18 protein-coding genes are annotated in these 17,368 nt (G+C 72.2%); 7 read left to right on the top strand and 11 right to left on the bottom strand.

Annotation, left to right across the window (positions count from 1 at the left end; genetic code table 11):
* Positions 1-37 precede the first annotated feature (37 nt).
* The 3 genes from ispF to ACZ6K0_RS00450 form a co-directional block, all read right to left on the bottom strand.
* Positions 38-565: a 2-C-methyl-D-erythritol 2,4-cyclodiphosphate synthase gene (gene ispF, locus ACZ6K0_RS00460; protein ID WP_376411145.1), complete on the bottom strand. Its 528-nt coding sequence runs from the start codon at positions 563-565 to the stop codon at positions 38-40.
* Positions 555-1,304, bottom strand: a complete 750-nt coding sequence (ispD, locus tag ACZ6K0_RS00455) for a 2-C-methyl-D-erythritol 4-phosphate cytidylyltransferase (RefSeq protein WP_376411143.1) — start codon at positions 1,302-1,304, stop codon at positions 555-557. The genes ispF and ispD overlap by 11 nt, the downstream gene beginning before the upstream one ends.
* Before the next feature lie 427 nt (positions 1,305-1,731).
* On the bottom strand, positions 1,732-2,214 hold the full coding sequence (locus tag ACZ6K0_RS00450) for a CarD family transcriptional regulator (protein ID WP_003953493.1): 483 nt from the start codon (positions 2,212-2,214) through the stop codon (positions 1,732-1,734).
* A gap of 666 nt (positions 2,215-2,880) precedes the next feature.
* Here ACZ6K0_RS00450 and ACZ6K0_RS00445 point away from each other — a divergent pair.
* Complete coding sequence (locus ACZ6K0_RS00445; RefSeq protein WP_469228929.1) at positions 2,881-3,516, top strand: DUF461 domain-containing protein; 636 nt, start codon at positions 2,881-2,883, stop codon at positions 3,514-3,516.
* Between the two features lie 72 nt (positions 3,517-3,588).
* Here the strand turns inward: ACZ6K0_RS00445 and phoP are convergent, their stop codons facing one another.
* Positions 3,589-4,260 carry a two-component system response regulator PhoP gene (gene phoP / locus ACZ6K0_RS00440; protein ID WP_465270246.1) on the bottom strand — a complete coding sequence of 224 codons (672 nt, stop codon included), beginning with the start codon at positions 4,258-4,260 and terminating at the stop codon, positions 3,589-3,591.
* A gap of 5 nt (positions 4,261-4,265) precedes the next feature.
* Positions 4,266-5,495: a two-component system sensor histidine kinase PhoR gene (gene phoR, locus ACZ6K0_RS00435; protein ID WP_024756336.1), complete on the bottom strand. Its 1,230-nt coding sequence runs from the start codon at positions 5,493-5,495 to the stop codon at positions 4,266-4,268.
* 265 nt (positions 5,496-5,760) lie between these two features.
* Here phoR and phoU point away from each other — a divergent pair, with 265 nt between their 5' ends.
* Together phoU and ACZ6K0_RS00425 are read left to right on the top strand one after the other, a co-directional pair.
* Complete coding sequence (phoU, locus tag ACZ6K0_RS00430; protein WP_024756335.1) at positions 5,761-6,441, top strand: phosphate signaling complex protein PhoU; 681 nt, start codon at positions 5,761-5,763, stop codon at positions 6,439-6,441.
* A 118-nt stretch (positions 6,442-6,559) separates the two neighbouring features.
* On the top strand, positions 6,560-6,712 hold the full coding sequence (locus ACZ6K0_RS00425) for a hypothetical protein (RefSeq protein WP_185909602.1): 153 nt from the start codon (positions 6,560-6,562) through the stop codon (positions 6,710-6,712).
* A 92-nt stretch (positions 6,713-6,804) separates the two neighbouring features.
* Here ACZ6K0_RS00425 and ACZ6K0_RS00420 read toward each other — a convergent pair whose 3' ends face one another.
* The 3 genes from ACZ6K0_RS00420 to ACZ6K0_RS00410 form a co-directional block, all read right to left on the bottom strand.
* Positions 6,805-7,287, bottom strand: a complete 483-nt coding sequence (locus ACZ6K0_RS00420) for a GNAT family N-acetyltransferase (protein WP_376411135.1) — start codon at positions 7,285-7,287, stop codon at positions 6,805-6,807.
* A gap of 130 nt (positions 7,288-7,417) precedes the next feature.
* Entirely contained in the window at positions 7,418-7,771 is a 354-nt protein-coding gene (locus ACZ6K0_RS00415) for a hypothetical protein (RefSeq protein ID WP_469228927.1), read from the bottom strand.
* Between the two features lie 128 nt (positions 7,772-7,899).
* Positions 7,900-9,171 (bottom strand): serine hydrolase domain-containing protein, encoded by a 1,272-nt coding sequence (locus ACZ6K0_RS00410; protein WP_376411129.1) that lies wholly within the window; start codon positions 9,169-9,171, stop codon positions 7,900-7,902.
* A gap of 162 nt (positions 9,172-9,333) precedes the next feature.
* On the opposite strand from ACZ6K0_RS00410, the gene ACZ6K0_RS00405 reads away from it, so the two are divergent.
* On the top strand, positions 9,334-10,503 hold the full coding sequence (locus ACZ6K0_RS00405) for a sensor histidine kinase (protein WP_469228925.1): 1,170 nt from the start codon (positions 9,334-9,336) through the stop codon (positions 10,501-10,503).
* Positions 10,494-11,174: a response regulator gene (locus tag ACZ6K0_RS00400; RefSeq protein WP_469228923.1), complete on the top strand. Its 681-nt coding sequence runs from the start codon at positions 10,494-10,496 to the stop codon at positions 11,172-11,174. Before ACZ6K0_RS00405 ends, ACZ6K0_RS00400 begins: the two co-directional genes overlap by 10 nt.
* Positions 11,175-11,269: 95 nt before the next feature.
* Here ACZ6K0_RS00400 and ACZ6K0_RS00395 read toward each other — a convergent pair whose 3' ends face one another.
* Positions 11,270-12,028, bottom strand: a complete 759-nt coding sequence (locus tag ACZ6K0_RS00395; RefSeq protein ID WP_376411120.1) for a phosphoglyceromutase — start codon at positions 12,026-12,028, stop codon at positions 11,270-11,272.
* A gap of 126 nt (positions 12,029-12,154) precedes the next feature.
* Here ACZ6K0_RS00395 and ACZ6K0_RS00390 point away from each other — a divergent pair, with 126 nt between their 5' ends.
* Positions 12,155-13,501, top strand: a complete 1,347-nt coding sequence (locus ACZ6K0_RS00390; RefSeq protein WP_469228922.1) for an MDR family MFS transporter — start codon at positions 12,155-12,157, stop codon at positions 13,499-13,501.
* A 28-nt stretch (positions 13,502-13,529) separates the two neighbouring features.
* On the opposite strand, the gene ACZ6K0_RS00385 is transcribed toward ACZ6K0_RS00390, so the two are convergent.
* Entirely contained in the window at positions 13,530-14,444 is a 915-nt protein-coding gene (locus ACZ6K0_RS00385) for an MBL fold metallo-hydrolase (RefSeq protein ID WP_469228919.1), read from the bottom strand.
* Positions 14,445-14,559: 115 nt separating this feature from the next.
* On the opposite strand from ACZ6K0_RS00385, the gene ACZ6K0_RS00380 reads away from it, so the two are divergent.
* Positions 14,560-15,594, top strand: a complete 1,035-nt coding sequence (locus ACZ6K0_RS00380; protein WP_469228918.1) for an AraC family transcriptional regulator — start codon at positions 14,560-14,562, stop codon at positions 15,592-15,594.
* Here the strand turns inward: ACZ6K0_RS00380 and ACZ6K0_RS00375 are convergent.
* Positions 15,581-17,296, bottom strand: a complete 1,716-nt coding sequence (locus tag ACZ6K0_RS00375; protein ID WP_469228917.1) for a glycosyl hydrolase family 28-related protein — start codon at positions 17,294-17,296, stop codon at positions 15,581-15,583. The two genes, ACZ6K0_RS00380 and ACZ6K0_RS00375, sit on opposite strands and share 14 nt — an antisense overlap.
* Positions 17,297-17,368: the final 72 nt, after the last annotated feature.

The following is a 17,368-nucleotide window of genomic DNA, read 5'->3' as shown; positions in this document are numbered from 1 at the left end:
CCTATTCCCGGTCGCGGGACACGATTTTCCCCGGCTTTCACCGGCCCTGGGGCGATGCCTGAGCCGTTACGGGGTACACGAGGGCGGTCGCCAGGGCGGCGAGGCCCTCGGCGCGGCCGGTCAGACCGAGCCCGTCGGTGGTCGTGCCGGAGACGGAGACGGGCGCGCCGGCCGCCGCGCTCAGCGCCTTCTGGGCCTCGTCGCGCCGCTTGCCGACCTTGGGGCGGACGCCGATGACCTGGACGGCGATGTTGCCGATCTCGTATCCCTCGGCGCGGACGATCCGGGCGGCCTCGGCGAGGAGGGTGACGCCGGAGGCGCCGGACCACTCGGGGCGCGAGGTGCCGAAGTGGGCGCCGAGGTCGCCGACGCCGGCGGCGGAGAAGAGGGCGTCGCAGGCGGCGTGGGCGGCGACGTCGCCGTCGGAGTGGCCGGCGAGGCCGTACCCGTCGTTCTCTTCGGCGTCCCAGAGGAGGCCCGCGCACCAGAGTTCGCGGCCCTTCTCGAAGGCGTGGACGTCGGTGCCGATGCCGGTGCGCGGCAGCACGGGGAGATCAGAAGCCATCGTTGGCCCTCCTGCGGGCGAGTACGGCCTCGGCGAGGACGAGGTCGAGCGGACGGGTCACCTTGAACGCCTCCTCGTGGCCGGGCACGACGACGACGGGCGCGCCGAGCCTCTCGACCATGCCGGCGTCGTCGGTGGCGCCCTCACCGGTGAGGGCGATGGTGGCGTGGGCGTTGACCAGCGTGTCGTGGTCGAAGCCCTGCGGGGTCTGGACGGCGCGGAGGCGGGCGCGGACCGGCGTGGCGACGACCTGCTCGGGGTCGCCGGGCTTCTCGGCCGGCTCGACCTCCTTGACGGTGTCCGCGACGGGCAGCGCGGGGACGACGGCGACGGCCCCGTCCCGTACGGCCTCGATGACGGCGTCCACGGTGTCGACGGGGACCAGGGGGCGGGCCGCGTCGTGGACGAGGACGGTGGTGATGCCCTCGGGCAGTGCCTGGAGGCCGAGGTGGACGGACTCCTGGCGGGTGTCGCCGCCGGGGACGACGACGTAGTCCGTCCGCTCGGGGAGGGCGTGGGCGTCGAGGAGGTGCTTGACCTCGGCGGCGCCGTCGGGGGGTGCGACCACGACGACGAGCGAGACCGCGCGGGAGGCGGCCATCGCGCGGACGGCGTGGATGAGCATGGGCGTGCCGTTCAGCGCGCGGAGCGCCTTGGGCGCGCCCGGGCCGAGGCGTACGCCCCGGCCGGCCGCCGGGATCACCACGGCGGTACGAGGAGGACGCACTTCGTCTGACATCGGTTGCACTCCGGCAGGTTTGTTTCCGCGGCCGACATGGGTATGGCCTCACCGTGCCGGACGCGACGCCTTGACCGGGCCCTTTCCGTGACGACGGTCGAGGCGTTGCCGCATGAGCACAGGGGTTCGGACGTAACAGGGGGTGCGGGTTTCTCAGCGGTACGCACGGGGCGGTGGCCCATCCGGCGGTTCGCCTGGTGGCGTTCCCTCCGGCGGCGGTTCCTCCGCGTACTCCGTGTCCGTACGGTCCCGCGTACGCTCCGCATACGTACGCGAACATGCCGCAGCGCCCGGCGACAGCGCTGTGTGGTTCACAGCGCGCCAGCGGGCACCGCGGCATCGCTTCACTTGGAAGCACGCTCATAGCGAATCGCCCGGAGAGATCCGGTTGCCCGGAGGGATCCGGAGCGATTCAGAGCGCGCTCGCTCAGGACGCGAGGACCTCGTCGAGGAGAGCCTCGGCCTTGTCCTCGTTCGTGTTCTCCGCGAGAGCCAGCTCGCTCACCAGGATCTGCCGAGCCTTGGCCAGCATCCGCTTCTCACCGGCGGACAGACCGCGCTCGCGTTCCCGGCGCCACAGGTCGCGCACTACTTCGGCGACCTTGATGACATCGCCGGAGGCGAGCTTCTCGAGATTTGCCTTGTAGCGACGGGACCAGTTCGTCGGCTCTTCGGCGTACGGCGCGCGCAGCACCTCGAAGACCCGGTCCAGCCCGTCCTGACCGACCACGTCGCGAACTCCGACGAACTCCGCATTGTCTGCCGGTACGCGAACCGTCAGGTCGCCCTGCGCGACCTTGAGCACCAAGTAGGTCTTGTCCACGCCTTTGATCTGGCGAGTTTCGATGGCCTCGATCAGCGCGGCCCCGTGATGGGGATAGACCACGGTGTCGCCAACCTTGAACGTCATGTGACAGGTACCCCTTCCGTGGCTATCCAGGGTAACACGGATACTGCTTCTTCTGAATGGCGTTTTCGCAGGTCAGAGCATATCTCGGGGCTTGACAACAGCATCACGGACGTGCTGCGGAGGGCTTCCGGAAGGCGGTATTCGCAGGTCGGAGCGGCTGTGCGGACGGAGAGAAACGCGCACGTTACACGTACCTGGAGGCCGTCGAGAGAGGAGCGATGTCCCGGTTTGTCGGGTTCGGGGCGCCGTTCTTCGCGTACTCCGTTCGAGGATCGCCCACCCGTACGGATGCACGTCGGGGTGATTCCCGAATTGATCAGGTCGACGACGGTCCGCGATTTCCCGGAGCGGGGCTGCGGGGAATGCGGGGCGGCCACCGAATTGATCAAGGCAGTTATGTGAACAACAGGTCAATGGGTCGCGATCCGGCCACAGCGGGTCACTCGCGGCGCGGGGCGGACGCCCCTCCGGGCGGGCCCGGGAAGGACCTCGCGCGCCGCCCCCGGCGCCACCCCGGCAACTGCCGCGGCCGGTTAGGGGCGGGTCGGGTGCGGGACGGAGAGTGCGGCTCGGTAACCTAAGCGCGCTGACACACCTTTAGCTCGTCCTTAGTCCTCAAGCCTGAGTCCTCAAGCCTGTCCGTTCGTCCTAGGAGATGCCGCCGCCGTGAGCCGCAGCCTTCGACGCGGCGCCCTCGCCGCTACTGCCATCGTGTTCTCCATCACCGCGCTGTCCGCCTGTGCTGCGGGCAACGACGCGCAGACGCTCGGCGTCAAGCCGGACAACGCGGCCGTCACCGTGGACGACGTCAAGATCCAGAACGCGCTGGTCATCACCCAGCCCCACGAGGGCGTGAAGGGTCCCGCCGTCGTCTCGGCCACCGTCTTCAACAACGGCAGCACGCCGCAGACCCTCGACGCGATCACCCTCCCGGGCACGAGCGCGACGGTGAAGCTGACGGCCGCCGCGGGCGCCGCCGGCCCGATCACCGTCCCGCCGCTCGGCTCCGTCGTGATCGGCGGCGCGGGCAACGCCACCGCCGTCATCGAGAACGGCACCGAGGCCGCCAGGAAGGGCGACGTCCAGGAGGTCGTCTTCAAGCTGAGCAAGACCGGCGACGTGGGCCTGGGCGCCTTCGTCGTCCCGGCGACGAGCTACTTCGAGGAGTTCGGCCCGTCGGTCGTCCCCGCTCCCCCGGGCGCCACGCCGACCGCCACGGCCTCGGCCGAGGGCGAGCACGGCGAGGGCGAGGGCGAGCACGGCGCCGAGCCCTCGGGCGAGGCGACGACCGCCGGTCACTGACCGCGGCAGCAGGACATGAGTGAAGGGGCGCCCCCCGGTGGGGGCGCCCCTTCACTCATACCTCAGGTCTTTTTACGGCTCGAACTTGTAGCCCAGGCCGCGGACCGTCACCAGGTAGCGCGGGGCACCCGGGTCCGGTTCGATCTTGGCGCGGAGGCGCTTCACGTGGACGTCGAGGGTCTTGGTGTCGCCGACGTAGTCGGCGCCCCAGACCCGGTCGATGAGCTGCATACGGGTCAGCACGCGGCCCGCGTTGCGCAGCAGCATCTCCAGGAGGTCGAACTCCTTCAGCGGCAGGTCGACCTTGCCGCCCGAGACCGTCACCACGTGGCGGTCGACGTCCATGCGGACCGGGCCGGCCTCCAGGGCCGCCGGCGTGACCTCCTCCGGCTCGCCGCGGCGGCGGAGCACCGCGCGGATGCGGGCGACCAGCTCCCGCGAGGAGAAGGGCTTGGTCACGTAGTCGTCGGCTCCTATTTCCAGGCCGACGACCTTGTCGATCTCGCTGTCCTTGGCGGTCACCATGATCACCGGGACGTTCGAGCGGCCGCGCAGCTGGCGGCACACCTCGGTACCGGGCAGGCCCGGCAGCATCAGGTCGAGGAGGACGAGGTCGGCTCCGTTGCGCTCGAACTCGTCGAGGCCGTCGGGCCCGGTCGCCGCCACGGCGACCTCGAAGCCTTCCTTGCGGAGCATGTACGACAGGGCGTCGCTGAAGGATTCCTCATCCTCGACGACGAGCACTCGGGTCACGGAAGGACCTCCGGGGCGGGAAGCGGTTCGGTCATGAGATCTGGGGTGGGAGACGAGACGGGCCGGCGGTCCCGTGCGGAGCCCGCCTCGGGCAGCCGCAGGGTGAAGGTGGAGCCTTGGCCCTCGGTGCTCCATACGGTGACCTCGCCGCCGTGCGAGGCGGCCACGTGCTTGACGATGGCGAGGCCGAGCCCCGTACCGCCGGTGGCACGGGAGCGGGCCGGGTCGACGCGGTAGAAGCGCTCGAAGACGCGCTCCTTGTCCTTGTCGGGGATGCCGATGCCCTGGTCGGTGACGGCTATCTCGATGAGGTCGCCGCCGGGCGCGGCGATCTTGCGTGCCGCGATGCCGACGCGGGTGTGGGCCGGTGAGTAGTTGACCGCGTTCTCGACGAGGTTGCCGAGGGCGGCGGCGAGCTGGCCGCGGCTCCCCCAGACGCGCAGGTCGGCGGCGCCGCCGGAGACCATGGTGATCTGCTTGGTGGAGGCGGTGTGCCGGGAGCGGTCGATCGCCTCGACGACGAGCTCGTCCACGGACACCGGCTCGGAGTCTTCCAGCGGGTCGTCGTTCTGCACGCGGGAGAGGTCGATGAGCTCCTGTACGAGGTTGGTGAGGCGGGTCGCCTCGATCTGCATGCGGCCGGCGAAGCGGGTGACCGCCTCGGGGTCGTCCGAGGCGTCCATGACCGCCTCGGAGAGCAGGGAGAGCGCGCCCGTGGGCGTCTTGAGCTCATGGCTCACGTTGGCGACGAAATCCCGCCGTACCGCTTCGATCCGGCGGGCCTCCGTGAGGTCCTCGACCAGGAGCAGGACCAGCCGCGAGCCCAGCGGGGCGACCCGGGCGGAGACGGCGAGGGCCTCGCCGCGTCCGGTGCCGCGCCGGGCCAGGTCCAGTTCGACCTGTCGTATCTCCCCGTCGCGGCGGGTGTCGCGGGCCATGTTGAGCATGGGCTCCACGGCCAGCTTCCCGCCCCGGACCAGGCCGAGGGCGTACGCCGCCGAACTGGCCTTGACCACGGAGTCGCTCTCGTCGAGGACGACCGCGGAGGAGCGCAGTACGGACAGCACGGTGTCGACGCCGGGCGGGAGCACGGCGTCGGTGTGCAGGGAGGTTCGGGTGGGCCGCGCCTGGTCGCGCTCGCTCCAGCGGAACGCCAACATGGCGATCACGCCGGTGCACACGCCGGCGATCGCTGCCAATGCGGCGACCGCCGCGTTCACGTCCATGCCCTCAAGGTTATGCGGCACGGAGGACACTCTCCCAGCCGTCCGAGTGGCTCCTCGAACAGTCGTCGCCCAGAGTTCACCCTGGAGACGGTGGTGATTCATTTGCTGCGACGGCGGCAGTGGCGCGTGTCGCCCAGAGTTCACCTAGAGGAAAGTGGCGATTCACATGAGGGGGTGGAACCGGACGCGTAGGGGGCCGAACGTGGGAGCGTGGGGGTCCGAAGCCCCACCCGGACCCCGGAGCTTTGCGTAGAGAGGGACATCCATGCGGGACGCGTACCACGAGGAACTGGACTCGATCGGCGAGAGTCTGGTCGAGATGGCCCGACTCGTCGGTTCGGCGATCGGGCGGGCCACGACGGCGATGCTCGACGCGGACCTGAAGCTCGCGGAGAGCGTGATCGCGGCGGACCAGAAGGTCGACGACCTCCAGCACGATCTGGAGGCCCGGGCGATAGCGCTGCTCGCCCGGCAGCAGCCGGTGGCGACGGACCTGCGGATCGTGGTGACCTCGCTGCGGATGAGCGCGGACCTGGAGCGCTCGGGCGACCTGGCGCAGCACGTGGCGAAGCTGGCGCGGCTGCGGTTCCCGGACACGGCGGTGCCGCGGGACCTGCACGCGACCATCCTGGAGATGGGGCAGCTTGCCCAGCGCCTGATGGCGAAGGCGGCGGAGGTCATCATCACGAAGGACGTCGACCTGGCGCTCCAGCTGGAGCAGGACGACGACGAGATGGACCTGCTGCACCGGACGCTGTTCCAGCACCTGATGGACGACCGCTGGCGGCACGGCATCGAGACGGCGGTGGACGTGACGCTGCTCGGCCGGTACTACGAGCGGTTCGCGGACCATGCGGTGTCGGTGGCGAAGCGTGTCGTGTACCTGGTGACGGGTGAGCACGCGGACGAGCTCCAGGCGGCGGACGCTCCGGTCGAGGGCGCGTAGGGCCTGTCCGGCTGAGGGGCGCGTAGGAGCGCGGGGCGCCGATGCGCCGTTGATGCGCCGGTCCGAGTGGGCATGCAATGGGGGGAGGCGACGCACGCCTCGAAAGGGAGGGACCCCCATGGCCGAATCCCCTATGACGACCGATCCCCAGCAGGAGGCTCCGCGCGGGACGGAGTTCCTGCCCGTCCTCGGCGCCTGCGGCTGCGGCTCGGGCTGCGGCTGCGGCTGCCAGTCGGGCGGGCCGTGCCAGTGCGGGGGCTGCTCGGGCTGACCGACTGAGGGAGGGGGCGGGGTCATTGGCCCCGCCCCCTCCCTCTCCCTTCGGCCTCGGATGCCTCGGATGCCTCAGGTGCCTCAGGTGCCTCAGATGTCGAGTACGCCGACGGTCTGGCCGCCGCTGACCTCGCCGGTCGTACGGAAGCCGAGCCGGCGGTAGAACTCGCCGGGGCCGTCCTCGCCCGGATGCCAGGTCACGTACAGCTGTCGTGCTCCGCGCCGCCGGAGCTCGTCGCGCAGCGCCTCGACGGCGAAGCGCCCGTACCCCTTGCCCTGCCCGGTGGCGGTGATGTTGAGCCGCCAGAGCCCGCTGCGGCGGTCCTCGGGGTCCTTCTCCGCGTTCCACGGGATGTCGAGGAAGGCCATCAGGAAGCCGACGAGCTCGTCCCCGTCGAAGATCAGCCGGGGCCAGGCGGTCTCCCCGAAGGCGTACGCCTCGGCGAGGGACTTCACGACGGGAGCGACGTTGCGCTCCTGATGGGGGTGGACGCGCAGCTCCAGGGCGGCGTCGACGTTCTCGGGGGTGACGCGCTCCAGGCGGAGTGACGCAGGGGGCTGTGGCGTGCTCATGACCTGGAACGTTAAGGGATGCGGCGCGCCGCCCGCCCACGAATATCGCGGCTTGCGGGCCGCGGCCCGACGGCCCCCTGGCCGCCGGTCGGTGAGCAGCGGTCAGGGGGCCGTCGGGCGCGATCTCCCGCTAGCGGGAGAGGAACACGACCGAGCGGAGCGTGAGGCGGTCCGTGGCCGGGCGGCCGTGCGGGCGGAGGGTCCAGGAGTCGCCGCTGCAGTCGGGCTCGGTGAAGACGATCGCGTACTCGTCCGTGTCGTTGTGCGGTGCGAAGGCGGGCTCGGAGGCGTCCGGGTCGGCGGCCTCCGGGATCGTGACGCACACGCTGCTCTCCGGGTCGTGGAGCGTGGCCGTCTGCACCTCCCCGCTCAGCCCGACGAACCGGTAGTGGAAGTCGCCGGTGGCGGCGTGGGCGGGCGTGGCCAGGGTGGCGGTGAGGGCAAGGGCGCCGCAAGCGGCGGCGACGGAGTGCCGGAGACGCACGAGGACTCTCGTTTCGTGAGACGGAAGGGGTGTCACGGGCAGACCTACCGCGCCACCCGCCCCCCATTCCCGACCCCCGCGCCGTAAGGTTTCGCCCTCACCCGTCCGGCTCAGCACCGCCGCGTCCGTCACCTTTCCCGGCCGTCGCCGGAGGTGTCGCACAGCGCGCGGTCGACGAGGCGGCTGGCGGCCTTGTGCTGCCGGAGCGTGGTGTCGAAGTCGTGGAAGCTGGTGGTCATGGAGACGGTGACGGTGCGGCTGCCGTCGCCGGTGGCGCCGTTCAGGGTGATGTAGCCGGCTTCGCCCCCTTCGTGGCTCCAGTAGGTGCCGCCGCAGGTCAGGGGGCGGCTGACCAGGCCGAGGCCGTAACGTCCGCCGGGCCAGATCGCCTCGATCCGCTTGTCGACCGGGACGGTGTCCCGCATCTCGGCCAGGCGCGCCCCGGACAGCAGCTCGCCGCCCAGCAGTCCCCGGAAGAAGCGGTTGACGTCCGCCGTGGTGGAGACGTAGCCGCCGAGGTCGGGAACGATCTGCTCGGTGACGTCGATCCGTTCGCCGGGGGCGAAGACCTGGTAGCCGTTCGCGTGCGGACGGCGGAGGGTGGACGTGGCGCCCGACAGGTAGGTGTGGTGCATGCCGAGCGGCTTCAGGATCCGGCTCTCGACCTCCTCCCGCCACGGGCGACCGGTGACCTTCTCGACGATCATGCCGAGGACGACGTAGCCGGTGTTGGAGTAGCCCCAGCCGGTGCCGGGCGGGAAGTCCGGGCGGTGCTTCATCGCCCGGGCGACGATCTGTTCGGGGGTGTAGGTGTCGTAGCGGTGCCGGTAGTAGTCCCGCGGGGTGTCGAAGCCGGGAAGGTCGTCGTGGAGACCGCTGGTGTTCCGCAGGAGCTGGCGCACGGTGATCTTCCGGCCGTCGTTGCCGTTGCCGTCGATCACTCCGGGCAGCCGGTGGTCCACCGTGTCGTCGAGTGCCAGCCGGCCCTCGTCGACCAGTTGGAGGACCGCCGCGGCCATGAGCGCCTTGCCGGTGCTGGCCATCCGGAAGTAGCCGTCGCGGGGCACCGGACGGTTCGTACCCACCACGGCGACGCCCGTGGCGGAGACCAGATCCCGGCCGGAGGCGGTGGTCACGCGTGCCTGGACGCCGGTGATCCCCAGCGCCCGGAGGGCGGAAGTGTCCCGGCGCAGGTCGTCCTGGCGGTAGCCGGGCGCGGAGGGTGCGGAGGCGCTGGTCGAGGGCGGGGATGCGGCGGAGTGGCCTACGCCGGCTTCGGCCACTCCGGCCGTGGCGAGTAAGGCCGCCGTGACGGCGAGCCACCCGCGGACGGTCCGACGGTGACGCTGCTGCTGGGACGGGCGGTGCTTCGGCGCGGAGGCCGGGGGTGTGGATCTCATGGACGTCACGCTAGGAAGCGACCCCCTTGCGGGTCGCTACCGCAGGCGGCCGTGCGAAACCTACAGCTGGCTGTAGCGCCGCAGGGGGTGCCCGGCCCGTACCGTGGCGCGTCCGAGGGCCGCTCCCGGCCCCGTAGTACGACGGAGGAAGGCGAGCCGCCCGTGCACGGCGCAAACGGCAAGGCCCGCACACGATCGGTCCCGGCCTTGGTCCAGGCAGGGCGCAGTAGCACCTATCTGCTCGGCACCCTGATGACCGCGACGGTGACGCTCGTGGCGGCGCCCCTGCTGTGCGTACCGTCGCTGGCGGCTCCCTGGGCCGAGCACCACCGCCGCCGCGCCGGGGCCCTGCTGGGCCGGCCGGTGGAGCCGCGCCCGCGCTCCGTGCGCCGCGACCTCGGGTGGCTCGTGACCCAGGTGGCCACCGGCCTGCCGGCGGGCCTCTTCGCCCTGCTGTGCCTGGGCAACCTGCTCCTCGTCCTCGGCATCACCGTGGGCTGGCGGGCCTTTCCCGCGTCGGATCCGCCACGGCTCCCGCTGCTCGGTGTCCATATCGACAGCTGGGCCCTCGCGCTGACGATCGGTCCGGCGCAGTTCCTGCTCCTGGCGGCGCTGGCGACCGTCGCCCTGCCACCGCTCGCCCGGGTGCACGCGCGGTGCTGCCTGGCCGTACTGACACCGACTCACGCGGAACGGCTGGCCGCACGCGTCGGCGAACTCACGCGGACGCGCACCGACGTCCTCCAGGCGCACGGCGCGGAGCTCCGCCGGATCGAACGCGACCTGCACGACGGCACCCAGGCCCGGCTGGTGGCCATCGCCATGCGGCTCGCCGTGGCCGGGGAGATCCTCCCCCAGGACCCCGACGCGGCCGCCGCGCTCGTACGGCAGACCCGAGCCGAGGCCGAGGAGGCCATGACCGAGCTGCGCTCCGTCATCCGCACCATCTACCCTCCGGTCCTGGCCGACCAGGGCCTCGCCGGTGCGCTCCTCACCCTGGCCATGAGAGCCGGGGTGCCGACCCGTATCGGCGTCGGCGAGCTCGGTGAGGTCCCCGCCGCGGTCGAAGCGGTCGCCTACTTCGCCGTCACCGAGGCGCTGGCGAACGTCGCCCGGCACAGCCGGGCCACCGAGGCCGCCGTCCGCGTCGCCCGGGACGGCGCGCTGCTGTCCGTGGAGATCACCGACGACGGGACCGGCGGAGCGGACGCGTCCCGAGGCAGCGGCCTGGACGGAATCCGCCGCCGCGCCGCCGCCCTGGACGGCACCATGGGGATCAGCAGCCCGCCGGGCGGGCCGACCACCGTCACCGTGGAGCTGCCGTGCGCGTAGTCATCGCCGAGGACAACGTCCTGTTGTCCTCCGGACTCGAACTCCTGCTGGGCTCCCAGGGCTTCGAGGTCGCCGCGATCACGGAGGACGCGCCCGCCTTCCTCGCCGCCGTCGAGACCCACCGCCCGGACGTCACCATCGTCGACGTGCGGCTGCCCCCGACCTTCCGCGACGAGGGCATCCGCGCCGCCCTCCGGGCCCGCCGCGACCACCCCGGACTTCCCGTCCTGGTCCTGTCCCAGTACGTCGAGCAGGAGTACGCCGGCCGCCTCCTCTCCGACACGCGCGGCGGCATCGGCTATCTGCTCAAGGACCGGGTGAGCCGGATCGCGGAGTTCACCGACGCGCTGCGCCGCGTGGCCGCCGGCGGCACCGCCATGGACCCCGAGGTCATCGCCCAGCTCCTCGCCGTCCACGGCGATCCCGTCGACGCCCTCACCCCCCGCGAACGCGAGGTCCTGGCGCTGATGGCCGAGGGCCACGACAACACCACGATCGCCCAGCGGCTGTTCGTCACCGACAACGCCGTCCACAAGCACATCGGCAACGTCTTCCTCAAGCTCGGCCTGTCGGCCGGCGACAGCGGCCACCGCCGGGTCCGCGCCGTCCTGGCCTACCTCCGCCGCCACGGCGGCACCGGCCCCGACCCCGGCTCCGACCCCGGCTCCTGACTCCTGACTCCTGACTCCTGCACAGGAAGAGGCCCTCCACCCGCTGAAACCAGCAGGTAGAGGGCCTCTTTCGTGACTGAGGACTACTCCGTGGGCTACTTCTTGCCCTGGTTCTTCACGGCCTCGATGGCCGCCGCCGCCGCGTCCGGGTCGAGGTAGGTGCCGCCCGGGTTGAGGGGCTTGAAGTTCTCGTCGAGCTCGTAGGACAGGGGGATGCCCGTCGGGATGTTGAGGCCCGCGATGTCCGCGTCCGAGATGCCGTCCAGGTGCTTCACCAGGGCGCGGAGGCTGTTGCCGTGGGCCGCGACCAGGACCGTGCGGCCGGTGAGGAGGTCCGGGACGATGCTGTCGTACCAGTACGGGAGCATCCGGTCGACGACGTCCTTGAGGCACTCCGTCCGCGGGCGCAGCTCCGGCGGGATCGTCGCGTAGCGCGCGTCGTTGGCCTGCGAGTACTCGCTGTCGTCGGAGAGCGCCGGCGGCGGGGTGTCGTACGAGCGGCGCCACAGCATGAACTGCTCCTCGCCGAACTCGGCGAGCGTCTGGGCCTTGTCCTTGCCCTGGAGGGCGCCGTAGTGGCGCTCGTTCAGGCGCCAGGAGCGGTGGACCGGGATCCAGTGGCGGTCCGCGGACTCCAGCGCGAGCTGCGCCGTGCGGATGGCGCGCTTCTGGAGGGAGGTGTGCAGCACGTCGGGCAGCAGGCCGGCGTCCTTGAGCAGCTCGCCGCCGCGCGTCGCCTCCTTCTCGCCCTTCGCGGTGAGGTTCACGTCCACCCATCCGGTGAACAGATTCTTCTCGTTCCACTCGCTCTCGCCGTGGCGGAGGAGGATCAGTTTGTACGGTGCGTCGGCCATGCGTACGAGCCTAATCGACCGCCGACGATTGACGCGCGTCGTCAATTCGCTGGCGTCCGGCACCTGAGATACGTAAGTTACGAGGGCCGCGGTAGGGGCTTACATACAGCAAGGGGCCGGCCACACATGTCCATCGACTCGCTCAGACGATCAGCACGCGCGACGGTTTCGGGGTTCCCCCGGGGCTTCTGGTGGCTCTGGCTGTCGACCTTGGTCAACCGGACCGGGGCCTTCGTCCTGACTTTCCTCTCCCTCTATCTGACGCAGGAGCTCGGGCACTCCGCCTGGTTCGCCGGGCTCGTCGTCGCCCTCCACGGTCTCGGCGGCGTCGCCGGCTCGCCCCTCGGCGGCATGCTCACCGACCGCTGGGGCCGTCGCCCCACCATGGTCACGATGCACCTGGCCGCCGCCGCCTGCGCCGCCGCCCTCGCCGTCGTCACCAGCGCCTGGGCCATCGCCACCGTCGTCCTCCTCATGGGCGTCGCCATGCAGGCCGTCCGGCCGTCCATCAACGCCACGATCGCCGACATGGTCCCCGCCCACGACGTGCGCCGGGCGTACGCCCTCAACTACTGGGCCCTCAACCTCGGCTTCGCCATCGCCTCCATCGGCGGCGGCGCCGCGGCCTTCCTCGGCTACCGCACCCTCTTCGTCGTCGACGCCGTCGCCACCGTCCTGTGCGCCGTCATCGTCTTCCTGCGGCTCCCCGAGACCCGCCCCGAGGCCGCCGTCGACAAGCGGGGCGAGCCCGTCGCCGAGGAGAAGGTCAGCATGCTGACCGTCCTCCGCGACGCCCCCTTCCGCACGCTCGTCCTCCTCAACCTCCTCGTCTGCATCGTCTTCACGGCCCCCTGGATCGGCCTCCCGCTGACCATGGCCGACCAGGGCCTGCCCCCGTCCTCCTTCGGCATGGTCATCGCCGTCAACGGCATCGTGATCGTCGGCTTCCAGCTCCTCGTCAACAAGCTGACCGACAAGCGCTCCCCCGCCCTCCTGCTGACGCTCTCCGCGCTCCTCTTCGCCTTCGGCACCGGCGCCACCGCCCTCGCCGGCTCCTCCGTGGCCTTCGCCGCGACCGTGGTCGTCTGGACCGTCGGCGAGATGATCCACGTCCCGACGAACGCCGCCGCCACCGCCCGCCTCGCCCCCGAGCACGCCCGCGGCCGCTACCAGGGCGTCATGGGCATGTCCTGGGCCGTCGCCGGGTTCATCGCCCCCATCGCGGCCGGCGCGATCGTCGACGGACCCGGCCCCGACGTCCTCTGGACGGCGACCGCCGCCCTCGGCGTCCTCGCCGCCGTCGGGTACTACATCCGGCTGAGGAAGGCCCTCGCGGAGGAGGGCACCGCGGAGACCGAGATCCGGCGCCCGGTGAAGAGTGACGACGCCGGATCCGACGCCGACGTCCCGGACGCCGACGTCTCCCGCGTCGACGTCCCGGACGCCGCCGGGCAGGCCCCCGTCAACGCCTGACCTCCCCCCGGGCCGGCGCGGCGGACCCTCACCCCGCCGCGTACGCCGCCCACCGCACGAGCCCGAACCCCTCCCCCTCCCTGCGCACTTCGGCGGCACCGGCCCCGCCGAAGTGCGCGGGCACGACCAGCTCCCGTTCGTCGGCGGCCCGTTCGAGGATCCGCCGGCGGCTCACCGCCGCCCCGGCCGGGTCCAGGCAGAAGCAGCTGGCGCAGGACGGTTCGAGGAGCTGTACGGGGCTGTGCAGCAGGTCCCCGACGAAGACCGCCCTGTCGCCCCCGGACGCGAGCCGCAGCACCCCCGAACCGGGCGTGTGGCCCGGCGCCGACTCCAGCGTCAGGTTCCCGTCGATGCGGTGGGCCCCGTCCCACAGCCGGACCTGCCCGGCGCGGTGGACGGGTGCGACGCTGTCCTCGTAGACGAGCCGGTCGTCCTCCTGGCGGCCGTTGCCGTATCCGTTCGCCGGGCCGTAGTGGGCGTCGTCGGCCGCCGGGACGAGGTACTCGGCGTTCGGGAAGGTCGGCACCCATTCCCCCTGGACGTCCCGCGTGTTCCAGCCGACGTGGTCGGCGTGGAGGTGGGTGTTGACGACGACGTCGACGTCCTCGGGCCGGATGCCCGCCCCCTCCAGCCGCTCCAGGAAATCGCCCTGCTGCCGGTGGAAGTGCGGCGAGTGCGGCCGCTCGCGCCCGTTGCCGACCCCCGTGTCGACCAGGACCGTCCGGCCCCCGCTCCGCAGCACCCAGCTCTGCAGTGCCATGACCGCGCTGTCGCTCTCCGGCGCCCAGTGGTCCGGCGCCAGCCACTCCTCGTTGTCCTTCCACACCTCGGCCCCGGCCCCGGGGACGAGGCCCCGGGCCGGGCCGAACGGGCCCTGCCACTCGACGACCCGGATGATCTCGACGTCTCCCAGCACGATGCGCTGCGCGCTCTCCGTGTTCATGCGATCGAGCCTAGGGAGGGGCAGGTGAGCCTCTCAATGCTCCTTCTGCTCCTCTGGATGCGCGTACGTCTCAGGGGTGAGGCTTGCGAGCCCTGGGCTGTCGTAGGCTCCCGGCATGGACGTGGTGAGCGACGCGATCTCGGCCGTACGCGTCGGGCGGCCCTCCTCCGACCGCGTGCGGGTCGGCGGCGACTGGTGCGCCCGGCTGGACCCGTACGACGGGGCGGGCTTCCACGTCGTCCTGAAGGGCAGTTGCTGGCTGCTGCCCGACGGCGGCGGAGATCCGATCGCGCTCGGCGCGGGGGACGCCGTGCTGCTCCCGCACGGTACGGGGCACGTCATCGCCGACTCGCCCGCCGACGCGGCGACGGTCGCGCGGGCGGTGTCGTTCACCCGGTGGGCCGACCGGAAGCCGCCCCGACCGCCCCGACCGCGGCTGCCCGCCTTCCGCGCGCCCGAGCGCGAAGCCGGGCGCGAGGTCGAGCGCGCACCCGAGCACGCGGCCGAGCGTGCGCCCGAGCGCGAGGTCGAGCGTGCGCCCGAGCGCGAGGTCGAGATGCTCTGCGGCAAGTACCGGCTCGACCGCGGCCACACCCATCCGCTCCTGGCCGAGCTCCCCCCGCTCGTCCATCTGCCGAACCGCGTCGGCCGCCACCCCGAACTCCGCGCCGCCATCGACCTCCTCGGCGGCGAGCTCGACGAGCGGCGACCCGGCGCCTGCATCGCCCTGCCGAGCCTGCTCGACCTGCTGCTCGTCTACATGATCCGTTCCTGGCTGGCCGAGAGCACCGACGGCGCCTGGCCCGCCGTCCTCGGCGACCCCGTGACCGCCGCCGCCCTGCGCGCCCTGCACTCCGACCCGGCCGCCCCCTGGACCAACGAGCTGCTGGCCGCCGAGGCCGGTGTCTCCCGGCCCACCCTGGCCCGCCGCTTCGCCTCGCTCGTCGGCCGGCCCCCGATGGCGTACCTGACGTGGTGGCGGCTGACGCACGCCGCCACCCTGCTCCGGGACACCCCGGACCCGCTGGCCACGGTCGCCCGCCGCGTCGGCTACAGCACGCCGTACGCCTTCTCGCACGCCTTCCGCCGCGAGTTCGGCACGACACCGGGCCAGTACCGGAGCGGCCAGGGCGTCGCTACCGCCCGCTGAGCGCCCGCTGGGCCTCGTACAGGTTCCGGGGGCGCACCGACCCCGGGCTCCCGTACGCCTCCACGCGCGCGTGGAGCTCGCCCGCGAAGTCCGGGACGTCGGTCTGGTCGAACTCCCGCACCTCGCTGATGCCGACCGTGGCGCTGTACGGGGCGACGGTGTCGAGCTTCACGAGGCCCGCGCGGCCGTTCGTCACCGTGACGTTCCAGTGGGCGAACCGGGCCCCGTAGAGCGGTCCCGCGGAGGCGTCGCCGCCGTGCCGGCCGTTGTTCTCGACGGTGATCTCGGTCCGTACGTTCGCGAAGGGCATGCCCCGGTGGGTGTCGAAGGTGCCCATCTCCATGACCCCGCGCGACCAGACGTTGTGGCTGGACAGGCCCTCGACGTTGATGCCGTGGAGCTGGGTGCCCGCCGGGGCGGGGACGGTACGGGCCGCGATGCGGAAGTCCTCGACCAGGTTGTCGTGCGCGCCCTCCCGGCAGAAGTACGGGTGGTGGGAGCCGCGCCCCTCGACGCGCGTGCGGCGCAGGGTGCAGGCGGAGGCGGCGACGAGCCCGAAGCCGTTGTCGACGTGCCGGACGACCACGTCCTCCGCCCAGCAGTCGTACGCGCACTGGAAGGTGACGCCGTTGTAGCCCTTGTCGAGGAGGTGGGGGGACTGGGGCGTCTCCACCGCCTCCAGGGTCAGGCCCACCACCCCCGAGTCGGTGAGCGGTTCGGCCCCGGAGACGAGTCGGGGGTCCCACTCGGGGCGGAGGTCGAGCGGCAGGGGCCGTTCGAGGGTGACGCGGCGGCCCGCGATCCCGGTGATCCGTACGGGCCACTCGTAGGGGACGTAGGAGGTGAGCTTGGTCTTGTCGTCCCAGGTGTACGCCTCCGCGCCGGGGCCGCCGCCCGCCATGTGCTCCAGGAGCGTGTGGCCGGCGTCGTCGGCGAGGCGGAGGACGACCAGCTGCCCGCGGGCCAGGCCCGACGGGTCCTCGACCGTGACCGAGCGGTCGCCGCGGCGGGCCGGGCGGAGGGTGGTGAGCGTGGTCCATGCGTCGCGCCTGTTGCCGGTCCAGCCCTCGAACGGCCAGGCCCGGTCCCGTATCGCGGCGACGAGGGAGGCGTGCCGGGCGTGCGGGGAGAGCCAGACGAGGCCGCCGGCCCAGGACCAGGAGGACTTGTCGCCGCCATAGCGGGAGCCGTACGGGCCGATCAGCTCGGTGAGGTTCCGGGTCGCGAGCAGGGTCGTACGGCCGGAGCCCGCGCCGCGCAGGACGACCCCGCTGTGGCCGATCCGGAGGTAGTCGTCGATCCGGTACGTGCCGGGTGGCAGCAGCACCGTGCCGCCGCCCCGCTCCCCCGCCTCGACGAGGGCGCGGTTGATCGCGGGGGCGGAGTCGGTGCCGTACACATCGGTCGCTCCGCGACGGGCGTCGGGGGTGGCCCCGTAGGTGACGGCGTTCGCCACGACGGGCGGGCGGGGCGCGCGCCGGGCGCCGCCGTGGGCGCCGGCCCGGCCCACGTAGGGGATCTGCGGGTGGGTGGTGGGGGCGGCCTCGAACTCCCGCCAGAGTTCCGCGGGGAGGGCGGGGAAGGTGGGGAGGGCGGGGAGGCGGGTGGGCGGTGTGAAGCCCGTCGTACCTCCCATGGCTCCCACGGCCCCCACGACCGCCACCGCACTGCCGACGAACTGCCTTCTGCTGAGTGCTGCCATGCCCCTGAACCTTTCACGTATATGAACGGTGTTCAGATGTGCGCCGGGCGCGAGCATGGCAGGGGAAGGCCC

Source organism: Streptomyces sp. NPDC042346, from assembly GCF_055581845.1.
Note: the sequence above shows the minus strand (reverse complement) of the source record. Positions and strands in the feature narration are given on the sequence as shown.

Bases quoted from the DNA above. Each gene is read 5' to 3' on its own strand.
- ACZ6K0_RS00420 (WP_376411135.1), bottom strand. From the start codon at position 7,287: ATGAGCACGCCACAGCCCCCTGCGTCACTCCGCCTGGAGCGCGTCACC.
- ACZ6K0_RS00385 (WP_469228919.1), bottom strand. From the start codon at position 14,444: ATGAACACGGAGAGCGCGCAGCGCATCGTGCTGGGAGACGTCGAGATC.
- ACZ6K0_RS00390 (WP_469228922.1), top strand. From the start codon at position 12,155: ATGTCCATCGACTCGCTCAGACGATCAGCACGCGCGACGGTTTCGGGG.
- phoU (WP_024756335.1), top strand. From the start codon at position 5,761: ATGCGGGACGCGTACCACGAGGAACTGGACTCGATCGGCGAGAGTCTG.
- ACZ6K0_RS00380 (WP_469228918.1), top strand. From the start codon at position 14,560: ATGGACGTGGTGAGCGACGCGATCTCGGCCGTACGCGTCGGGCGGCCC.
- phoR (WP_024756336.1), bottom strand. From the start codon at position 5,495: ATGGACGTGAACGCGGCGGTCGCCGCATTGGCAGCGATCGCCGGCGTG.
- ACZ6K0_RS00410 (WP_376411129.1), bottom strand. From the start codon at position 9,171: ATGAGATCCACACCCCCGGCCTCCGCGCCGAAGCACCGCCCGTCCCAG.
- ACZ6K0_RS00425 (WP_185909602.1), top strand. From the start codon at position 6,560: ATGGCCGAATCCCCTATGACGACCGATCCCCAGCAGGAGGCTCCGCGC.
- ispF (WP_376411145.1), bottom strand. From the start codon at position 565: ATGGCTTCTGATCTCCCCGTGCTGCCGCGCACCGGCATCGGCACCGAC.
- ispD (WP_376411143.1), bottom strand. From the start codon at position 1,304: ATGTCAGACGAAGTGCGTCCTCCTCGTACCGCCGTGGTGATCCCGGCG.
- ACZ6K0_RS00395 (WP_376411120.1), bottom strand. From the start codon at position 12,028: ATGGCCGACGCACCGTACAAACTGATCCTCCTCCGCCACGGCGAGAGC.
- ACZ6K0_RS00375 (WP_469228917.1), bottom strand. From the start codon at position 17,296: ATGGCAGCACTCAGCAGAAGGCAGTTCGTCGGCAGTGCGGTGGCGGTC.
- ACZ6K0_RS00450 (WP_003953493.1), bottom strand. From the start codon at position 2,214: ATGACGTTCAAGGTTGGCGACACCGTGGTCTATCCCCATCACGGGGCC.